General features: G+C 44.4%; 18 protein-coding genes and 1 tRNA gene. 8 read left to right on the top strand and 11 right to left on the bottom strand.

Translation table 11 applies throughout. The annotated features are described in order from the left end of the window. Positions 1–35 precede the first annotated feature (35 nt). Positions 36–686 (top strand): hypothetical protein, encoded by a 651-nt coding sequence (locus MY523_RS08375; protein ID WP_250658328.1) that lies wholly within the window; start codon positions 36–38, stop codon positions 684–686. Positions 687–815: 129 nt separating this feature from the next. Here MY523_RS08375 and MY523_RS08370 read toward each other — a convergent pair whose 3' ends face one another. Beyond that, complete coding sequence (locus MY523_RS08370; protein ID WP_250658327.1) at positions 816–1130, bottom strand: SCP2 sterol-binding domain-containing protein; 315 nt, start codon at positions 1128–1130, stop codon at positions 816–818. 377 nt (positions 1131–1507) lie between these two features. Here MY523_RS08370 and sohB point away from each other — a divergent pair, with 377 nt between their 5' ends. Then, entirely contained in the window at positions 1508–2551 is a 1044-nt protein-coding gene (gene sohB, locus MY523_RS08365) for a protease SohB (protein ID WP_250658326.1), read from the top strand. Positions 2552–2603: 52 nt separating this feature from the next. Here sohB and MY523_RS08360 read toward each other — a convergent pair whose 3' ends face one another. From MY523_RS08360 to metH, 4 genes are all read right to left on the bottom strand, one after another. Next, positions 2604–3770, bottom strand: a complete 1167-nt coding sequence (locus MY523_RS08360; protein ID WP_250658325.1) for a cation:proton antiporter domain-containing protein — start codon at positions 3768–3770, stop codon at positions 2604–2606. 289 nt (positions 3771–4059) lie between these two features. Then, the gene (locus tag MY523_RS08355) at positions 4060–4545 is read right to left on the bottom strand and encodes a DUF934 domain-containing protein (protein WP_250658324.1); all 486 of its coding nucleotides are present in this window, start codon (positions 4543–4545) and stop codon (positions 4060–4062) included. Next, entirely contained in the window at positions 4529–6187 is a 1659-nt protein-coding gene (locus MY523_RS08350; protein ID WP_250658323.1) for a nitrite/sulfite reductase, read from the bottom strand. The genes MY523_RS08355 and MY523_RS08350 overlap by 17 nt, the downstream gene beginning before the upstream one ends. Positions 6188–6407: 220 nt before the next feature. After that, positions 6408–10106, bottom strand: coding sequence for a methionine synthase (metH, locus tag MY523_RS08345; RefSeq protein WP_250658322.1), 3699 nt, complete (start codon positions 10104–10106; stop codon positions 6408–6410). A gap of 280 nt (positions 10107–10386) precedes the next feature. Between metH and nfuA the strand changes: the two genes are divergently transcribed. Then, positions 10387–10968 (top strand): Fe-S biogenesis protein NfuA, encoded by a 582-nt coding sequence (gene nfuA, locus MY523_RS08340; RefSeq protein WP_250658321.1) that lies wholly within the window; start codon positions 10387–10389, stop codon positions 10966–10968. 210 nt (positions 10969–11178) lie between these two features. After that, a complete protein-coding gene (locus tag MY523_RS08335; RefSeq protein ID WP_250658320.1) occupies positions 11179–12405 on the top strand; it encodes a DUF445 domain-containing protein in 1227 nt (408 codons plus the stop codon). An 82-nt stretch (positions 12406–12487) separates the two neighbouring features. Here MY523_RS08335 and MY523_RS08330 read toward each other — a convergent pair whose 3' ends face one another. The 6 genes from MY523_RS08330 to MY523_RS08305 all read right to left on the bottom strand — a co-directional run bounded on the left by MY523_RS08330 (position 12488) and on the right by MY523_RS08305 (position 15867). Further along, positions 12488–13498, bottom strand: a complete 1011-nt coding sequence (locus MY523_RS08330) for a glycosyl transferase family protein (RefSeq protein ID WP_250658319.1) — start codon at positions 13496–13498, stop codon at positions 12488–12490. A 73-nt stretch (positions 13499–13571) separates the two neighbouring features. After that, on the bottom strand, positions 13572–13889 hold the full coding sequence (locus tag MY523_RS08325; RefSeq protein ID WP_250658318.1) for a TusE/DsrC/DsvC family sulfur relay protein: 318 nt from the start codon (positions 13887–13889) through the stop codon (positions 13572–13574). A gap of 48 nt (positions 13890–13937) precedes the next feature. Then, complete coding sequence (gene tusB / locus MY523_RS08320) at positions 13938–14246, bottom strand: sulfurtransferase complex subunit TusB (protein ID WP_250658317.1); 309 nt, start codon at positions 14244–14246, stop codon at positions 13938–13940. 8 nt (positions 14247–14254) lie between these two features. Beyond that, complete coding sequence (gene tusC, locus MY523_RS08315; RefSeq protein ID WP_250658316.1) at positions 14255–14629, bottom strand: sulfurtransferase complex subunit TusC; 375 nt, start codon at positions 14627–14629, stop codon at positions 14255–14257. Positions 14630–14664: 35 nt separating this feature from the next. Beyond that, on the bottom strand, positions 14665–15057 hold the full coding sequence (tusD, locus tag MY523_RS08310) for a sulfurtransferase complex subunit TusD (RefSeq protein ID WP_250658315.1): 393 nt from the start codon (positions 15055–15057) through the stop codon (positions 14665–14667). A 123-nt stretch (positions 15058–15180) separates the two neighbouring features. Further along, positions 15181–15867, bottom strand: coding sequence for a Bax inhibitor-1/YccA family protein (locus MY523_RS08305; RefSeq protein ID WP_256470522.1), 687 nt, complete (start codon positions 15865–15867; stop codon positions 15181–15183). Between the two features lie 295 nt (positions 15868–16162). Between MY523_RS08305 and MY523_RS08300 the strand changes: the two genes are divergently transcribed. The 4 genes from MY523_RS08300 to uvrC all read left to right on the top strand — a co-directional run bounded on the left by MY523_RS08300 (position 16163) and on the right by uvrC (position 19640). Further along, positions 16163–16253, top strand: a tRNA-Ser gene (locus tag MY523_RS08300). A gap of 329 nt (positions 16254–16582) precedes the next feature. Then, the gene (locus MY523_RS08295; RefSeq protein ID WP_250658314.1) at positions 16583–17032 is read left to right on the top strand and encodes a hypothetical protein; all 450 of its coding nucleotides are present in this window, start codon (positions 16583–16585) and stop codon (positions 17030–17032) included. Between the two features lie 125 nt (positions 17033–17157). Continuing rightward, positions 17158–17808 carry a UvrY/SirA/GacA family response regulator transcription factor gene (gene uvrY / locus MY523_RS08290; protein ID WP_250658313.1) on the top strand — a complete coding sequence of 217 codons (651 nt, stop codon included), beginning with the start codon at positions 17158–17160 and terminating at the stop codon, positions 17806–17808. Further along, complete coding sequence (uvrC, locus tag MY523_RS08285; protein WP_256470521.1) at positions 17808–19640, top strand: excinuclease ABC subunit UvrC; 1833 nt, start codon at positions 17808–17810, stop codon at positions 19638–19640. Before uvrY ends, uvrC begins: the two co-directional genes overlap by 1 nt. Positions 19641–19646: the final 6 nt, after the last annotated feature.

Below are 19646 nucleotides of genomic sequence, written 5' to 3'. Positions count from 1 at the left end.
CATCGTTACATTAATTGATTAGTGCAGTTATTCCTATGTTATACATCATTCTCAGTCTGTTGCTTGCCCTTATCGCCGTACTACTAACGGCTGTTGCTCTAAAGACCCTGCTGGGTCGTCGATGGATTATGGCGTGGTTGAGAGGAACCGCTTCACTGTTGGCGATTGCCTTTTCACTTGTACTTATTGCCATCGCATGGGACTTCTTATCCTATGGCGTTATTTCAGACGATCAAACGATTGCTACGGTGGCAGTTAAAGAGGTCGCCGATAAGGAATACCAAATTACTGTTGCGTTACCTGAAGGTGAGGAGGGCGAGTATTCAGTTAAAGGTGATCAGTGGCAGCTTGATGTACGAATGATTACCTGGAGTGGCCCGCTGGCAATGTTAGGCCTTGAGCCCGGATATCGCTTAGACCGGTTAAGTGGGCGATATATTTCGTTGGAGGATGAGCGTGCCGAAGCGAGAACAGTTTATGATATTAGCGGTGCAACATCTGTCGCAGATGTGTGGTCAGCGGTTAATAATAACGCTTGGTTACCTTGGGTTAAGGCTAAATATGGCAGTGCAACCTATCTGCCGATGAAGGATGGTGCGTTGTATGCGGTATTGCTGAACAATCAGGGGCCGTATGCAAAACCGTTGAATGAACCGGCCGAGTCAGCTGTTAATAATTGGCAATAGTTCTATATTCCGTAAACCATTGAGGGAGCGATTTGCTGCGTCGCGGAGGAAGTCGGTATTGTGTCTTAACGTAGCGGCAATAAAAAAGGCAGAGATATTCTGCCTTTTTTACTCTAATCTGCTAGAAGCTTAGCTGATGTCGAAAAGCTCACCTAGCTTGGTTGCCAGCATCATGTCACCTTCTGCACGAAGTTGACCTGCCATGAATGCTTGCATACCGTCAGTTTCGCCACTTACGATTCCCTGAAGTGTCTCACTGTTCATGATCAGCGTTACAGATGGATCGTTATGCTCACCAGGAATCAGCTCACATGTGCCGTCGTTGATAACCAAGTGGTAAGAATCGGCATCTTCGATTTCAAATTGGTATACTAGGTCTACCCCTGCTGCTGCATCGGCGTTAAAGTTGTCTTTTAATGTCTCGAAGATTTTTGCTACAGGCATTTGTATATCCTTCTGCGTGTTTAGATTAACTCACACTTTCTAATTTAGACTTTAGATATCATGTGATGTTACTGTATCTTTCTTAATTTATGAGTCGATAATTAATCGAGCAAAGTGAGGTTATGTGTAATTGATCAGTATGTCAATAGCCAATCGAACGCTTGTTTGAAAATAAATGAACGCCAAATCAATAAAGCTTGGTGGCGTGATAGTTTGTTTAAGAAGGCTTGTATTTGTTTTAAAAGCCCTCATATTCGAGCGTTGACTTAATGAATTTATAGCAAAGATCGTCCGGGAGCAGAAAATTGCCGAATGCTCTGTTGTTTTTGAGATTTACACTTAATATATCTAAAACTTATTAGTAAAGGGGAAGTTGCTTGGAATTTTTGGCGGAGTATGGCGTTTTTCTAGCTAAGGCAATAACGGTAGTGATTGCTGTTGTGTTGGCGGTTGCGGGTATTGTAGCAGTATCGGCGAAGGGTAAGCACGCTACTGAGGGCGTTATTGAAGTTAATAAGGTGAACAAGCGAATTTCGAACATGAAGGATGCGCTTGAGGGCGAAATATTAGACAAGGATGAAATAAAAGAAAAAGAGAAGGCCGCTAAGAAGGATAAAAAAAACCAGAGTAAAAGTTCCGCCAAAGGGGATAGTAAGCCAGCCAAGAGAATGTATGTCATCGACTTCGATGGCGATATTAAAGCGTCTGAAAATGAGACGCTCAGAAATTCGATTACTGCGGTGCTATCTGTTGCCGACCCCAAAAATGATGAGGTGGTGGTAAGGCTGGAGAGTGGCGGTGGTATGGTTCACTCTTACGGATTGGCGTCTGCTCAGTTGGATCGCATCAAAAATGCGAATATCCCTCTGACTGTTTGTGTCGATAAGGTGGCTGCCAGCGGTGGTTATATGATGGCGTGCGTAGCGGATAAAATCCTGGCGTCTCCTTTTGCGGTGCTTGGTTCAATAGGCGTGGTGGCCCAGCTGCCGAACTTTAATAAACTATTAAAGAAAAACAGTATTGATATAGAGCTTTTGACCGCGGGTGAGCATAAGCGAACGTTGACTATGTTTGGTGAAAACACTGATCAGGGTAGGGAAAAGTTTAAACACGACTTGGAAGATACTCATGAGCTGTTTAAGTCATTTGTCAGAGAGCACCGGCCGGTTGTGAATATTTCCGAGGTGGCCAACGGTGATGTTTGGTTTGGTAAGCGTGCGCTGGATGTAAATCTTGTTGATGAACTTAAAACATCTGATGAGTATATTTCTCAGGCCTGCGAATCGCTGGATGTATTTGAAGTAAAATATAAAGAGAAGAAATCCCTTCAGGAAAAGCTGGGGTTATCAATTGCTGCTGGTGTTGAACAGGCTATACAAAAGCTAATCAGTACTGCACAGCAGAGTCGCTTTATTTCGTAATATAATAGAGGTTTTAGATGCGGCTATCTGAAACCTCATTTCTCCTTCTGCTTTAGTCTCTTCTTAATTTATCGCTTACGGCAATTGGGCTTGGGAAGCGGAAAATAACCACATAAGAATTCAATATAAACGTAATTATCGCAGTTGCCTGTATCACATGGGATGCATTCGTTCCGATGATGGCGGTAGACGTTGCTAAAAAGGCAATAAGCAAAGAAAACTCGCTTATTTGCCCTAACCTGAATCCCACTTCCCAAGACTGGTCAGCAGGCTCCTTAATAAAGCCCAGTAAATAACGAAAAGCGATGGGTTTCACAATAAGCATGCAGATGGCGAGTATTGTGGACGCTAATATGACCTCTGAAAGAAGTCCCAAATTAAAACTAGCCCCTAGCGAAAAGAAAAACAATATAAGAAAAAAATCTCTAAGCGGTTTTAGGTGCACCGCTATGTATTGAGATATAGGGCTGGTAGCAATACTGATACCGCCGATAAACGCGCCGATTTCAAGTGACAAACCACAAAGTTCAGCTAGTTGTGCAATACCAAGGCACCAGCCGATGGCAAGAAGAAATATGTACTCATGAAATCGGTCAAAATGCTGAAGAAGCTTAACGATAATATATTTGACGGCTAGAAATGCTACCAGTACCAAGATTGGAAGCATAATTAGTGTTTGCAGGAATTGCTGCCAGGTGGACTCTGACTCTTTTCCGCCCAACATTAGTAGAACGATGATCGCAATTAAATCCTGAAGCAATAAAAGCCCTACAACAAGTTCACCGGTATGACGGTGATGAAGCACGGTTGTAGGCAATAATTTTATGCCAATGATTGTGCTTGAAAACATCATGGCTACGCCAATGACGATACTCTCTGTTTGGGAATAACCAAACAACTTTGCGATGATGTAGCCACAGGCTGCAAATATTATTGAGCTTCCAATCGCGACAACAGTGGCTTTCCTAAGCATGCGGGCAAGGTTGCTTGGCTGCATATCCAGCCCTAAAAGAAATAATAGAAAGATAATGCCTATCTCTGCTATTTCTGAGAGCAAGTGTGCATCAGTTACCAAGTGAAGCCCATAAGGCCCCAGGATGGCCCCCAGTGCAATATAGGCAACGAGCAAGGGTTGCCTGGTGTAAAGAACGACTGATGCCAGAACGGCGGCACCCGAAAATATCAGAAAGAAAGATGTGACTATAGACTGGCTATCCATAAAACTAATACATCCATTTACGACGGGTTTGTTGAAAACAAACAGAATGAGAAGTAGTTTTCCAGTTAATGGTACACCATTATTCTAGTATAGAATATGCAACTTGAGCTTTAGTAGCGCTAATGTGGTTGAATTTGTTTGAGTGAACTAACTTGTCTGATCATAAAATGCCCTTATTTGTTAGCCAATGTTCTTGGTGGTGTGGGGCGGAGGGAAAAGCGTTATCGAAACAGCAGGTTAAAAGGCTGAACTATAGCGTTGTCTTTTAACCTGCTGCTTAGGTAGGAGATTATCTTCTGCGGAACAATGGGGTGGGGTTGTCGCACCCGGCTTGGTAGCTATTGGAAAAGTCGCTTAGACCGCTAAGTGCTATCTCAATGTCCCTGTCAGCTCTTACTGCGAAAGCGTTAAATCCACAGCGCTTCATATAAAACAACTGATCTTGTAATACGTCGCCAATCGCTCTAAGCTCGCCCTGGTAGTTATACCGTTCACGCAGTAGTCGAGCGTAAGAGTAACCTCTACCGTCTGCAAACTTAGGGAAATTAATGGCTACTACTGGTAGTGCATCTACATCACATTCGAGTGGAGCAGGCTCTTCGTGGCTATCAAGCCATACGCCTACATTTTTTCGAGCAAGAAGAGCATCTCTATTTTCTAGCCAGTAATCCAGTGGAACGATGACTGACTGCTCAGGGAGAGTGCCTTGAAAGTCGCTTTCAACGATAATCCAGTTATCTTCGATAACCTGGTTGTCCTTAATGAGCTTTGGCATAAACACGCTCCTTAAATGGGGTCATTCCAATTCGGCGATATGTATCAAGGAACAACTCTTCGTCTGTTCTGTTTTCGACATATACGTTGATAATTTTCTCGACAATATCTGCCATTTCTTCCTGTGCAAAAGATGGCCCGAGAATCTTTCCAATTGACGCATCTTTTCCAGAGCAGCCTCCGAGGGATACCTGGTAGAACTCCTGGCCCTTTTTGTCGACGCCTAATATACCAATATTTCCAACATGGTGATGACCACAGGCATTCATGCAGCCAGAAATATTGAGCTCAAGCTCGCCAAGGTCATACAGGTAATCCAGGTCGTCAAAACGCTTTTGAATCTGTTCTGCTATGGGAATTGATTTGGCATTTGCGAGCGCACAGAAGTCTCCCCCTGGGCAGCAAATAATATCAGTCAACATGTTCAGGTTAGGGGTTGCAAAGCCGGCTGCTTGAGCCTTTTTCCATAGTTCAAACAAGTCGGACTGCTTAACATCCGCTAAAACAATATTTTGATCATGAGCGACTCGAACTTCGCCAAAGCTGTATTGATCTGCCATATCAGCAATTATCTCAAGCTTTTTGTCACTGACATCACCTGGCGGTATCCCTGTCTTCTTAAGCGTTAGTGTCACAATTGAGTAGCCGTCAACTTTGTGCTCGTTGGTGTTGCGTTTAACCCAGTTGGAAAATGCCTTATTGGAGGCCAGTTGCTCCTCAAATGAACCAAGCGAAACACTGTCTTCGTAATTTGGCGCAACAAAAAACTGTTTTACACGACCAATTTCGTCAGTTGTTAATTTAGCTTCACTGTCTTTAATGTGTTGCCACTCGTCTGCAACTTTCTTGGCAAACACCTCTGGTGTCAGCGCTTTTACCAATATCTTGATTCGAGCCTTGTACTTGTTGTCGCGTCGACCGTGTTGGTTGTATACGCGTACAATTGCCTCGAGATAGGTTAATAGGTCTTGCTCTTCCAGAAACTCGTTAATAACCGAGCCTATGAGCGGTGTACGGCCCAGGCCACCGCCAACAAATACTCTGAAACCGATTTCACCCTTTTCATTTTTAACAATCTCCAGCCCAATATCATGAACTTTAATCGCCGCGCGATCTTCTGATGGGCTTGCGTTGACTGCAATTTTGAATTTACGGGGGAGATAAGCAAACTCAGGGTGGAATGTTGACCATTGGCGAATAATTTCGCAGTACGGGCGAGGGTCGGTCACTTCATCTCGAATCACGCCAGAGAATTGGTCTGTAGTGGTGTTACGTATGCAGTTACCACTTGTCTGGATGGCATGCATTTCTACCGAGGACAACGCTTCCAGCATGTCTGGAACATCTTTTATTTCAGGCCAGTTAAACTGGACATTCTGGCGAGTGGTAAAGTGAACGTAGCCTTTGTCGTAGGTTCTTGATAAGTCAGCCAAGGTTCTAAGTTGAGCTGAAGATAGCATTCCATAGGGGATTGCCACTCGCAACATAGGCGCAAGGCGCTGCACATATAGCCCGTTCTGTAGTCGTAGAGCAAGATACTCGTCTTCAGAGAGGTCTCCAGAGAAAAAACGTTCAGTTTGTCCTCTGAACTGCTTTACTCGCTCAAGAACGATATTGCGATCGTAGTCGTCGTACTTGTACATTGTGATGATATAGCCTATTCAGTTACTGAGCAGAAATCCTTGTTGGCCATTTTGAGTTTAAAATGGCCAATTTTAAGAGGGTAAAGATACCAGTTTACCCTTATTCTTAAAATGATTATTTATTAATATATTAAGAATGAAAAAGAATAAAAGGTGGCCTGCCGATCAGGTTGAAAATCCCTGATGGCAGGTTTATAAGCGTTTATGCGAAGTGTGTTTATTAGTCAGCCTCATAGCCCAGGTTGGGTGATAACCAACGCTCAGTTTCTTTGAGTGACATGTTTTTGCGCTCGGCATATGAAGCAACTTGATCTCTGTTGACTCTACCGACTGCAAAATACTTGGATTCCGGGTGAGAGTAGTAGAACCCGCTGACAGATGCTGCAGGCATCATTGCAAAGTGCTCGGTAAGTTCAACGCCACTGTTGTTTGTTGCATCCAGAATTTTAAATAGTGAGCCTTTTTCTGTGTGCTCAGGGCAAGCAGGATAGCCTGGAGCAGGGCGTATGCCTTTGTAGCGTTCTTTAATCAGCTCTTGATTATCCAGTGATTCCTGTTGAGCGTAACCCCAGAACTCTTTTCTTACCCGTTCATGCATTCTTTCTGCAAAAGCTTCTGCAAGCCGGTCTGCGAGTGCTTTGACCATTATGCTGTTGTAGTCGTCCTGCTTATCCTCGTATTGTTTTGCGAGCTCTTCTGCGCCAAGGCCTGCAGTCACTACAAAACCGCCGATGTAATCTTTTTTGCCGCTTTCCTTTGGGGCTATAAAGTCGGCAAGTGAGTAGTTCGGTTTATCCGTCGCTTTGTCCGTTTGCTGTCTTAGGTGGTGCAGGGTTTGAAAGCACTTTGTTCGGGACTCATCTTCATATAGCTCAATTGAGTCAGAGTTGACGGTATTTGCGGGCCAAAAGCCGATCACTGCTCTAGCTGCAATAAGCTTCTCCTGAACCATCTTTTTAAGCATTGTCTGTGCGTCATTAAAGAGGCTAGTTGCTGCTTCACCTACTTTTTTATCGTTTAGTATTTTTGGGTACTTACCGGCCAAATCCCACGAAATAAAGAATGGTGTCCAGTCGATGTAGTCGATGAGCTCTTCAATAGGGTAGTCGACAAAGGTTTTCAGGCCGGTAAACGTAGGTACAGGTGGCTGATAGCTCTCCCAGTCAGTCCGGAAGCCGCGATTAATGGATTCCTTGTATGTTAATAACGGTGTTTTGGCCGCTCGGTTTTTCCTACGCTCTCGAACGCCTTCATACTCTTCTCGGATGCCGTTTACAAAGTCAGGCTTCATCGTGTCGCTTAGCAGGGATGTAGATACGGCAACACTTCGAGATGCATCAGAAACATAGATGGCGATGTCATTTTTGAATTGAGGTTCGATTTTAACCGCTGCATGCGCCTTTGATGTGGTTGCTCCACCAATCATCAGAGGTATCTCAAAACCTTCCCGCTGCATCTCTTTGGCTACATGCACCATTTCATCGAGTGATGGCGTTATTAGTCCGCTTAGGCCAATGATATCTACGTTTTCTTCTTTGGCGCGTTTAAGTATGGTTTCACAGGGCACCATTACGCCAAGGTCTATGACTTCAAAATTGTTGCATTGAAGTACCACGCCGACGATATTTTTTCCGATGTCATGAACATCGCCTTTGACTGTCGCCATCAGGATCTTACCTTTGGCTTGTGTCTTTTCACCTTTCTCTGCTTCTATGAATGGTAGTAGGTGGGCGACCGCTTGTTTCATTACGCGTGCGCTTTTAACGACTTGAGGAAGGAACATCTTACCTTCGCCAAATAAGTCGCCTACCACGTTCATTCCGTCCATGAGGGGGCCTTCGATAACGTCTATAGGCTTGGATGCCTCTAGTCTTGCAGCCTCGGTGTCTTCAACGATAAACGTCGTGATGCCTTTAACTAATGCATGTTCCAGTCGCTTGCTAACGGGGAGCTCTCGCCACGCGAGGTCTTCCTGTTGTTTTTGTGCTCCATCACCTCTGAAGTTATCGGCAATCTCCAGAAGTCGATCTGTGGAGTCATCCCGGCGGTTTAAAATAACATCTTCAACGCGCTCTTTTAATTCAGGGTCAATATCATCGTAAATAACAAGTTGGCCGGGGTTGACGATCCCCATATTCATGCCTGCTTTTATCGCGTGATATAGAAATACAGAGTGTATGGCTTCTCTAACTGCGTTGTTGCCTCTAAAAGAAAACGAAACGTTGCTGACGCCACCAGAGATACTGGCGTAAGGAAGGTTTTGCTTAATCCAGCGAGTTGCCTCGATGAAGTCAACTGCATAGTTGGAATGCTCTTCAATGCCCGTTGCTACCGCAAATATATTTGGGTCGAAGATGATATCCTGTGGAGGAAAACCAATGCCCGTCAATACTTCGTAGGATCGCTTGCAAATTTCAATTTTCCGCTCGAGAGTGTCAGCCTGACCCTCCTCATCAAATGCCATGACAACAGCGGCAGCGCCATACCTCATGCATGATTTTGCTTTTTCAATAAACTCTTCTTCACCCTCTTTTAAGCTTATAGAGTTTACGACTGATTTGCCCTGGATGCAGCGCAAGCCTTCTTCGATTACATCCCACTTTGACGAGTCAACCATTATTGGCACTCTTGAAATGTCTGGCTCTGAAGCGATGAGCTTAAGAAACTTATTCATTGCCTCTTTGGATTCGAGCATGCCCTCATCCATATTGATATCGATCACCTGAGCGCCATTTTCAACCTGCTGTCTTGCGACATCCAGCGCCTCTTCAAAATGTTCCTCTTTGATAAGTCGCAGGAACTTGGCAGAGCCCGTTACGTTGGTACGTTCACCGACATTGATAAAAAGGGAGTTCTCGTCAAAAGTGAATGCTTCGAGGCCTGATAGTTTAAGTGCGGGTTTAGCTTCAGGAATCTTATGAGGGCTGAAAGGTGCGACGGCGTCGGCAATAGCCTTAATGTGCTCAGGAGAGGAGCCGCAGCACCCGCCAATGAAGTTCACAAAACCATCTTCAGCAAAGGACTTAACGATTTCAGCCATTTCTTCGGGCGTTTGGTCGTACTCACCAAATTCGTTAGGTAGTCCTGCGTTGGGGTAGGCACTTATCAAGACGTTGGACTTGTTGGATAACTCTTCAACATATGGCCGAAGTGCATCAGCACCCAGTGCACAGTTAAGCCCCACACTGAGGGGGTTGGCATGAGAAACAGAGAGCCAGAATGCCTCCGCAGTCTGCCCTGACAATGTTCTACCGGAGGCATCTGTAATGGTGCCAGATATCATGATGGGCAGTGTTGTTCCGCTATCAATAAAGTATTGTTGCGTTGCGTAAATAGCTGCTTTTGAGTTAAGTGTGTCGAATATTGTCTCGATTATGATGATATCAACGCCACCCTCGCTAAGTGCTTTAACTGCAAGGTAGTAGTTGTCAACGAGTTCCTGAAAGGTAACGTTACGATAACCCGGGTTATTAACATCGGGGGAAATTGACGCCGTTCTGGATGTAGGGCCTACCGCTCCTGCAACAAAACGTGGTTTATTCGGGGTTTCCAACGTTTTTAAGTCTGCGACTTCCCGCGCTAGTTTGGCAGATTCAAAGTTAAGCTCGTAAACAAGCTCTTCCATGTTGTAATCGGCTTGGGACACCACTGTTGAATTAAACGTATTGGTACCCAGGATATCGGCACCCGCTTCCAGGTATTGATTGTGAATTTCTTTAATAATATCTGGTTGGGTGATACTCAGAAGATCGTTGTTACCCTTAACATCACAAGGGTGCTCTGCAAAGCGTTCACCACGGTAGTCCTGTTCTGATAGCTTATAGCCCTGGATCATGGTTCCCATTGCGCCATCTAGAATTAGAATACGGTCTTTCAGGGTTTCGTATAGCTGTTCAATTCTGTTTTGGCGATCAGTCATGGCTTAGGCTAACCTTCTGTGTTCATTATGTTGTAGTGGGTGTTAATGAATCTCGCGGCATTCAATAGCATTGCAGGCATTCAAAGAAACGGCGGCTACTATAGCAAATAGAATAGGGCTAGTCTTTATTGATGTGGCTGCGCACAGCTCATTTTATGCGATATATCACTAAAGGCAGGAGCACAGAAATAAAACCAACTAAAATACTAGGTCTTCTACAATGCAGAAATATACCGTAAAATAGTGGTAAATCAATTTTCGCAATATTAGTGGTGAATTAATGGTCACGGTTACAGAGTCTGCTCAAGATTATCTAAAAACGCTTCTTGATAAGCAGGATACTAGTGATATGGGTGTTAGAATGTTTGTAACTCAGCCAGGAACGAAAATGGCTGAAACCTGCTTGGCCTATTGTAAGCCTGATGAGATTGTTGTTGATGATGAAAAGATACAGCTCAAGAGTTTCGTGTTGTATCTGGAGCAAAAAAGTTTACCGTTTCTTGAGGATGCATTGGTCGACTACGCTGCTGATAAAATGGGAGGGCAGCTTACGATAAAGGCACCGAATGCAAAAGTGCCAAAAGTAAGTGATGACTCGCCGCTTGATGAAAGGGTTACGTACTATCTGGTGACAGAGATAAATCCTGGTTTGGCCGCGCACGGCGGGGATGTCTCGTTGGTGGAGATTGTTGAAGGTAATGTTGCTGTTCTAAAATTTGGTGGAGGCTGTCAGGGCTGCAGTGCTGTTAGCATCACGCTAAAAGAAGGTGTAGAAAAAACCTTAAAAGAGCGAATACCTGAGCTTGGTGGTGTGAGGGATGTTACCGATCATACAGTTACTGATAACGCCTATTTTCAGTAGTTTTCATTCTTTTTGATGCGAGTGCTCAATTAATTGCGCGTCGCCTTCCAAACGTTAAAAATAATGGGTTGATAGTAGGCTAGTAGGTCCATTATTTTGTGATCTATTGTACAAAAATAACCCTTATCATTCTGATTTTGTACAATAGAACAGTTATTGCGTTTAATTTCGTTTACAATCGGTAGCAAATTAATTCTGAATGTAGGCTAAATGGAACTGCAACTCTCACAACTCTTCGAAGATGCTGGCTGGATGACGTACGCCAGTCTTCCTTTTATGGCAGCGTTGATCGGTTGGGCAACCAATTGGTTAGCAATCAAAATGACTTTTTATCCACTCCACTTTCAAGGTGTGTCTCCTATATTAGGGTGGCAGGGGGTTATTCCTCGGAAAGCTGAAAAGATGGCGTCTGTTGTTGTTGAGCGAACTATCAACCGCTTCGGGAATATGGATGACGTATTCCGAAAACTGGAACCCGAAAAGATCACTAAGCATATTATCTCGCAAATAGAGCCGCGTATAGAGGAGTATATTGATGAGATTATGTATGAGCGCCAGGCGGTGCTTTGGGACAACCTTCCATATACGGTTAAAAGAAAAGTCTACCAGTGGGCACACAATCAGATACCCCGGCGTATAGAAGGGCTGGTCGCTGAGTTTGGCTCAGAGTTAAGTTCTCTTATTGATGTCAAAGAGTTGTTCGTTGAGGAGTTGAAGAAAAATCCGGGCTTAATGGTCCGCATATTTCAAGAAGTTGGGGGCAGGGAGTTCAGTTTTATTGTTAAGAGTGGCCTGCTTTTTGGATTGCTTTTTGGTTTAGTGCAAATTCCAATCTGGCTTCAGAATAGTGAGTTTTGGATGCTGCCTTTATTTGGCTTTGTTGTCGGTTTTGCAACGAATTGGTTAGCACTTAATGTTATTTTCAGGCCTTTGTACCCGCGCTCTTTTTTTGGGTTTAACGTGCAGGGTTTGTTCTTAAAGCGCCAAGATGAAGTGTCTGATGTCTGGAGCCGGTTGTTGGCGGAAGAGCTAATAACGGTAGAACGCGCAGCGCATACCATGGTGTTTGGTCGTCATGCTGATAGAACGAGAGCGATCATACAAAAACATATCAGGCCGATGCTGGATCAGGCCGGAATTCTGAAAGTCGTTGCCCAGCTGACTGTGGGGGCATCTGGCTATGTTGAACTTAAGCGCGCCTTGAATGATAAGGCAGTACAAGTATCGGTAGAGCCATTTCATGATGAATCCTTTAATAAAAGCCGTTCCGGTGTTGTTGCTGCCGTGATGTCGGATCGCATGAGAGCATTATCGCCAGCAGAGTTTCAGGATGTGCTTAGGCCAGCGTTTCAGGAAGAGGAGTTTCAGTTAATGCTCATAGGTGGGGTTTTGGGTGCTTTAACAGGGGTTGTGCAGTGGATGCTAATGTTTTCCTGAGGCGTTTGTCGTAATGGGGTATGAACAGGATGGGGTATGAGCAGCAAACTTCCCGAGTGCCTGCTCATACCCATGGTGCGTCTTAAATAAAGCGCTCTTTGTTTCGTTTTGCCCATTGTTGATTTGCTTGCAAAAAGGCTTCATGCTGGTCTTTTGCTCGCCCAGTGACTTTTAGAGCTATGGCCATTGTTCCAATGATGGCGCCCTCAGCATACTCATCTTGTTGATCGCCTCTCCATACGTTCTTCATGTAGTCAACTGACATCTGTTCTGCTTTGACGTGTCGTTTCTCAAACATTTTTGGCCAGACTTCTCTGCTTAGACCTTGGTCGCCGGACGATAGTAGTTCCAAAGCGTTGTCTGGGTTTCTTTCAATTTCTCCGCCTTCCCCCTTGATTACGGCTATGTTCTTGTAGCCCAGGAGTTGACCTGCTTCCTGGTGCATAGTGCTATAAGCGGGGTGAAAAATGCCTTGCAAGACGGTGTTGGCGTTTAGTGGGTTTATCAAGCGAGATAGAGAATGAACAGGAGAGCGAAGGCCCAATATTGGTCTCATGTTAATCATTTCGTTCATTCTTGGTAGCAGCGTGGCTAACGGCATATAGTAGAAGTTTGACTCACTGATTGTCTTGGCTGCTGAAGTCCAGTTTCCAGATACCGGTAGCCCAAGGTCAGTTAGTACGTCTTCGGTATACATGCGGTCTGCCGTATGGCCGCTGGCTCCGTGCATAAATACCTTCATGCCATGCTCCGCAAGGCAGAGGGCGGAAAACAGGTACCAAGAAGGGTGGCGGCGCTTACCAGCGTATGATGACCAGTCAAGATCGACTGAAAGATCGTCTGGTGCATCAATTTTAGTTTTTGCAGCTTTTACAAACCCGCTCAACTCTTCAGGCGATTCTTCTTTCACCCTTAACAGCATTAGAAATGCCCCAAGCTGTAAATCTTCGACTTTGTTATCGAGAATCATGGACATTGCAGAGAATGCTTCTTGCTCTGTTAGTGAGCGGCTTCCTTTCTTTCCTTTTCCCAGTATGCGAACGTATTCTGCAAAGGGATGTTCTTCATAAGGCTTAGCTTTATTTGTGGTCATAGGCTCTTTAGTAGTCTGGCGTATCTGTTGAATGGGGAATTTAGTGCGACGTTGCTCTCTTTATGTTGCACAACTATAAACAATTAGTTGGTTTCGGTAACCCGGCAATTTTACTTGCTAATTTTGCCGGGCTGCCGGGGAATAACTTTAATAAATGAATGCTGTTTCCTTTGCTGTCGCCCAGAGTCTCTTTCGCTGTTTTGACTAAAATGCGCATAGCAGGGGCGATATCATATTTCAAATAGAAGTCTCTTAGCAGGTATATTATTTCCCAATGTTCGGGCGTCAAGTCTATGCCCTCCTGCTGAGACAGTATTGTAGCTATCTCTGGTGTCCAGTCGTTAAGGTTCTTTAAAAAGCCTTCTTTATCAACGTCAATATCTATAGTCATTGTGCGTGCGATGCAGGTCTATGGTTAAAAGAGTGTGAGCAATGTTCGCTAGTACCAGCTTGTAGATTTGTCATGAGATGCTGTGAGTTCGACAAAGCCGTCATATGATACCAATTGAACCCCCTTGTGTGCTAATGCCAAGATTCCTCTTGCCTCCAGGTCTTCTTTCAGAGCATATATGGCTGTGGTTTCTGATTGCAGTGATGTGCTCAAGAGTAAGGGAATGGTGGAGGGTAGTGCATAATAGACGGCATCCTCAATTAATAGAACCGAATCCTGTTCTGAGATAAAGCGCGCGCATTGGGATGCAGGGAATGGGGTCTTTGGGGATTTGTTAAGAATGTGCAGCGTTTTCATAATGAGGGTCAAAAGTTGAGTGTTGAGCTTGAGTTAGCCAATAGGTCAGCTATTTGGCGGGTTGACACAACGGTTACAGGTAGGCAAAGGTTTTCTGGTTTCAGGTTGTATAGATCCAGACTGTTTTGATCGGCATAAACGTTTTCAATGCCATAGATCGGAAGAGCGGAAGCCGTTTTTGATATGTTTTTTTGCTTAATGGCTTCTGGGTGTTGGTCTTTTATCAATTGAAGTACGGCGTCGCCAGTAAATAGAACTTGAACATTTTGCTCAAATGCGGCGGCCGCGAGGCAGTAATCGATGGCCTCCCGAGCTAGGGTTCCGCCATAAGGGCTTTGCGAGAGAGTAACGAGTATCTGTTTTGCCTGGTTTTTTGAATTCATATAATTAGTCTACAAAAGGGCATGGCTTGCTAGCCCTAAGCTCCGAAAGTAATGATTCGGTCAGAGCGTTCAGTAGCTTCAACAAGTTGTCCCAAGCCTGACAGCTCGAAAGCCGGATGTAAGTTTGAGCAAGTCTTCTCGTGACGCTCTGCCTCAGACTGATCTAACACACCTCTCTTAATGCCGGCAGCAATGCAGACGACTAAATCTATATTGTGCTGTTTTTTCAGGGCTGCCCATTCATCAGGGAGTCTTGCCTCATCTTGAGCTGGGGTGGTTAGATCATTGGCGCACTGCACTCCGCCGTGATAAAAAAATACTCGAAAAATATCGTGCCCCCCTTTCAATAGCGAGCGGGCGAAATTAAGTGCAGTCGTAGCGCTAGCTGTTGAGTGTGGGTCTCCAAGAACTACTAATGAATATTCCATTTTTCGCCGCGTTGGTTTTATATGACAGGCTGATTAGGTGAAGTATAGCGAGGATGGGAGATAAATTATAGATGAAAGGCTCCGGCAACAGAGTGTTCCCGGAGCCTGCTGGTTAGATGCTGATTAGTCGTCGCCACTCAGCGAGGATAGAATACTTAGTAGGCTGACGAAGATATTGTAAATTGACACATAAAGGCCGATCGTTGCCATTACATAGTTCCTTTCGCCACCATGAATAATATTACCAGTCTCATAGAGGATTGCAGCAGAAGAAAACAACACAAAGCCACAGGATATTGCTAAATGCAGCCCCGAGATGTCGGTAAACAGCGAAAGCACCATTGCACCAATCAATACGACAAAGCCAGCCATTAAGAAACCGCTTAAAAAGCTAAAGTCTTTTTTGGTAACCAGGGCGTAGGCTGATAAGCCGAAAAATACCATTGCTGTAAGGCCAAGCGCATCAGTAACAATGCCCATTGCGCCGGCACCTGCGAACATTCCAATTAGGGGGCCTAACGTATAACCCATAAAGCCCGTTAGAGCGAATGTTGATACGATGCCCCAAGGGCTATTACGAAGTTTTGCAGTAAGGAAAAATAACCCATAAAAACCTGCAAGTATGATTAGGAAGTGTGGGCGAGGCATATTCATTGAAAAGAATGCGACCACAGCCGAGAAAGCTATGGTAAGCCCGAGCAGCATATAGGTGTTTTTCAAAACCGACGCTGCACTGCTATCCAGTGATGTGCCTGTTTGCGTTTGAGTGATCCCTTGAGGCTGGCCGCCAGGGAAACGATTATCCTGCATAAACTGCTCCATTAATTGGTCAAATTAACACACGGCAACAATGCTTGCCTTTATAGTTGTTATCATAATGTCGAAAGAGGGAAATACAAGCTTTGTTACTTAAAATTAATAGTGATTCTCATTACAGCAACTCAACGGGTATGCTGCATTAATATGTGGCGTGCTTGTGTTATTTTATTCCTTGTTAATTCAATGGAAATAACCGTTGACACTTTTTATAAATCAGGTAATATGCACCCCGCTGTCGAACAAGGCGGCCCCAAACGAGTGGTAAAAGCGCTGGTAGGGGTATAGCGGAGGGGTGGCAGAGTGGTTGAATGCACCGGTCTTGAAAACCGGCGTGGGTTCATAGCCCACCGAGAGTTCGAATCTCTCCTCCTCCGCCACTTTCGACAAGCGTCTATATACCTAATATCCATCCAGTCTAAATTTTCTCAACTATTATTCTCAAATAAAGTATTTCCTCAAATCGAGTGTTTTCTCAAATAAACCCCGTAAATTAACATCGCACTGAGCACTTAGAATTACCCGGCATGTTCTGTTTGCATGACGTTCAGCTGTTATTGTCTTGTAGTAATAACGTTCTTGGGTGGTTGCAAGGCCTGCAAGCTATATTCGTGGCTAAAAACTTCTCAAAGTTCGATGTTTTAGAATGTGACAAATTTTGTCTATATGTTATCTTTAAATATAACACACTCATTATAGGGAGAGGGTTGTGTCTGAAGTATCAAACGAAAAGTACAAGATAAGACCCGCGCACGATATTCTTTATGTTTCTTTGATTGGCTCTTGGTCGCCAGATGATACTTTGCGATTTTTGTCCGATTATAAGCGCCAGGTGAGCAAATACTTTGCCCAGGAGTGGGCTTGTGTTATGCAGTTGTCTGATCTGGAAATGCTAATTGAAGAAGATTTCCAAATTGAAACATTTAAGGCCTTGAATACGTGGAGCTTTATAAAAGGTATGGGGGCGATGGCCATTATTGTTGGTCATGACAATCGTGATCATTTACTTTTCCAATTTGAAGAGATTCTTAAAGGTAAGCTACCATTCCAAACGAGTGTTTTCAGAACCAACGAGGAAGCAGACTCCTGGCTGAGGCTGAGGGGCTTTAAGGCAAAGCTATTAACTGAAAAGTTTGGCGTTTTGCAGTTTGGGTCATAGAATTGAGTCTGACGGCTATTTGCTTCTATTCTAATGGTTACAGGTAATCCATTTATTCGCTCTAATGCTTCGGAATGGCACATTTTGTTTCGCAAGACATCGTATTTTATTATTTGAGGTGATGCTTGATTAAAGTGCTCGTGGTAGACGATCACGACTTGGTGAGGGCTGGTATTTCTCGCATGTTGTCTGATGAGTCTGGTATAGAGGTTGTTGGCGAGGCTTGCTCAGGAGAGGATGCAGTCGGGGTTATTAGAACTGTTCACCCTGATATTATTCTCATGGATCTAAAAATGCCCGGCATTGGGGGGCTTGAGGCTACCCGAAAAATCAAGCGCCTCGATGATGAAATCAAAGTGATTGTTGTTACTGCCTGTGCAGATGACCCTTACCCGGCAAGGGTAATGCAGTCTGGTGCTTCTGCCTATATTACCAAAGGCGCTGATATTGAAGAGATGATTCGGGCGATACGTGTTGTTAATTCAGGTCAGCGCTATATTAGTCCTGAAATAGCTCAGAAACTTGCCTTAAAACCCTTTGAAGAAACCGAAGAGGGGACTGTCTTTGATAAGCTTTCTGAGCGGGAGATGCAGATAGCAACGATGATTGTCAGTTGCATCAAGGTTCAGGATATTTCAGACAAGCTTTGCTTAAGCCCAAAAACCGTAAACAGTTATCGCTACAGGATCTTCGAAAAACTGGGCATAACCAGTGATGTTGAGTTGACTCTGCTTGCTGTTCGTCACGGTATACTTGATACAGAAAATATAGATTAGTGTCTTTCGATTCAGCACCCTTCCTCAAACAGCTTACGACTCGCCCCGGTGTATACAGAATGTACGACGCCGGTGGCGATATCTTATATGTTGGAAAAGCGCGTAACTTAAAAAATCGCCTTTCCAGTTATTTTCGCTCGACCGGGCTGCACGTTAAAACGAAAGCGTTGGTTAGCAAAATAGAGAATATAGAGATAACAGTCACGGATAGTGAAACAGAGGCATTGCTACTTGAGCAGAACCTCATTAAAGAGCTGAAACCGCCGTACAATATTCTATTGCGAGATGACAAATCCTACCCTTATATTTACCTTTCCAAGCACAAAGATTATCCATCATTAACGTTTAAACGAGCGAGAACAAAAAAAGAACAAGGTAAGTATTTTGGGCCGTACCCTAGCTCTGGTGCGGTTCGAGAAAGTCTGAATATTCTTCAGAAGATATTCAAGATCAGGCAGTGTGATGAAAGCTTTTTCAGAAATAGGGCGCGTCCTTGTTTACAGTACCAGATAAAGCGTTGCAGTGCGCCTTGCGTAAAGATGATATCCCCCGAAGATTACCAAAAGGATATGAAGCGTGCGGCTATGTTTTTGGAGGGCAAAAATCCTCAGGTTATCAGTGAGCTTGTTGATGCAATGAGTGAAGCGTCCCGGAATCTGGAGTTTGAAAAAGCAGCAGAAATCCGAGACCAAATTGACTTTCTGAGGCATGTTCAGGAGCAACAGTCTATTGAGTCCAGTGCCGGCAATATTGATGTGATTGGGTTAGCCATTAAAGCTGGGGCGGCTTGCCTGTCATTTATGTTTGTAAGAGGGGGGCGGGTGCTGGGGCACAAGAACTATTTCCCAAAGCTTGCATTGGAGCAAGGGGAGGCGTCGCTTCTTGGTAGTTTTTTGGCGCAGTTTTATCTAAGCAGTGCTCGCTCTAATGACTACCCACGTGAAATCATAGTGCCTTGTATCCCGGATGATGCTGACTTACTGTCGGAGGCGTTAAATGCTTCATTTGGTGTAAGTGTAAAAATTAATCATAATGTCAGGACGGATCGGGCAAAATGGAAGCAGTTAGCCCAGTCAAATGCCGAGATGAGCATCGCCAGCTTCTTATCGAAAAAAGAGAACGTTTTTCAGCGCGTTGAATCGCTAAGGGTAGGGCTTGAGTTGGAAGAAGTGCCCAAGCGGATTGAGTGCTTCGATATTAGTCATAGCTCCGGTGAGAAAACAGTCGCTTCATGTGTTGTATTTAATGATCAGGGGCCTTTTAAAGCAGATTATAGGACTTACAATATAGACGGAATTACTCCTGGCGATGACTATGCTGCAATGAAGCAAGCCTTAACAAGGCGCTATAAAAAGCTTAAGGCGGGAGAAGGAAAGTGGCCCGATATCGTTTTAATAGATGGGGGCAAAGGGCAGTTAGGTGTTGCCGTTAATGTTTTTGAGGAACTCCAATTGACCGGCATCCAGCTAGTTGGTGTGGCCAAAGGTGTAACCCGAAAAGCAGGCTTTGAAACGCTTATTTTGCCTGGAGAGGATGGCGATAAACTGCTTAACTTGCAGTCGGATTCTCCTGCATTACACCTTATTCAGCATATACGCGATGAGGCACACCGGTTTGCAATAACGGGTCACCGGCAGCGAAGGGATAAAGCGAGAAAAACATCAACATTAGAAAATATTGACGGAATAGGGCCAAAAAGGCGCCGAGAGTTGCTAAAATACTTCGGCGGACTACAAGAGGTAAAAAAGGCAAGTGCCGAAGAGATTGCCAAAGTGCCCGGAATATCGAAAACCATAGCAGTCATAATATATGACCACCTCCATTTAGATTGACGAGAC

Origin of the sequence: Alkalimarinus coralli (assembly GCF_023650515.1) — a bacterium.
Classification (GTDB): domain Bacteria; phylum Pseudomonadota; class Gammaproteobacteria; order Pseudomonadales; family Oleiphilaceae; genus Alkalimarinus; species Alkalimarinus coralli.
This window is presented reverse-complemented; position numbering and strand designations above follow the sequence as displayed.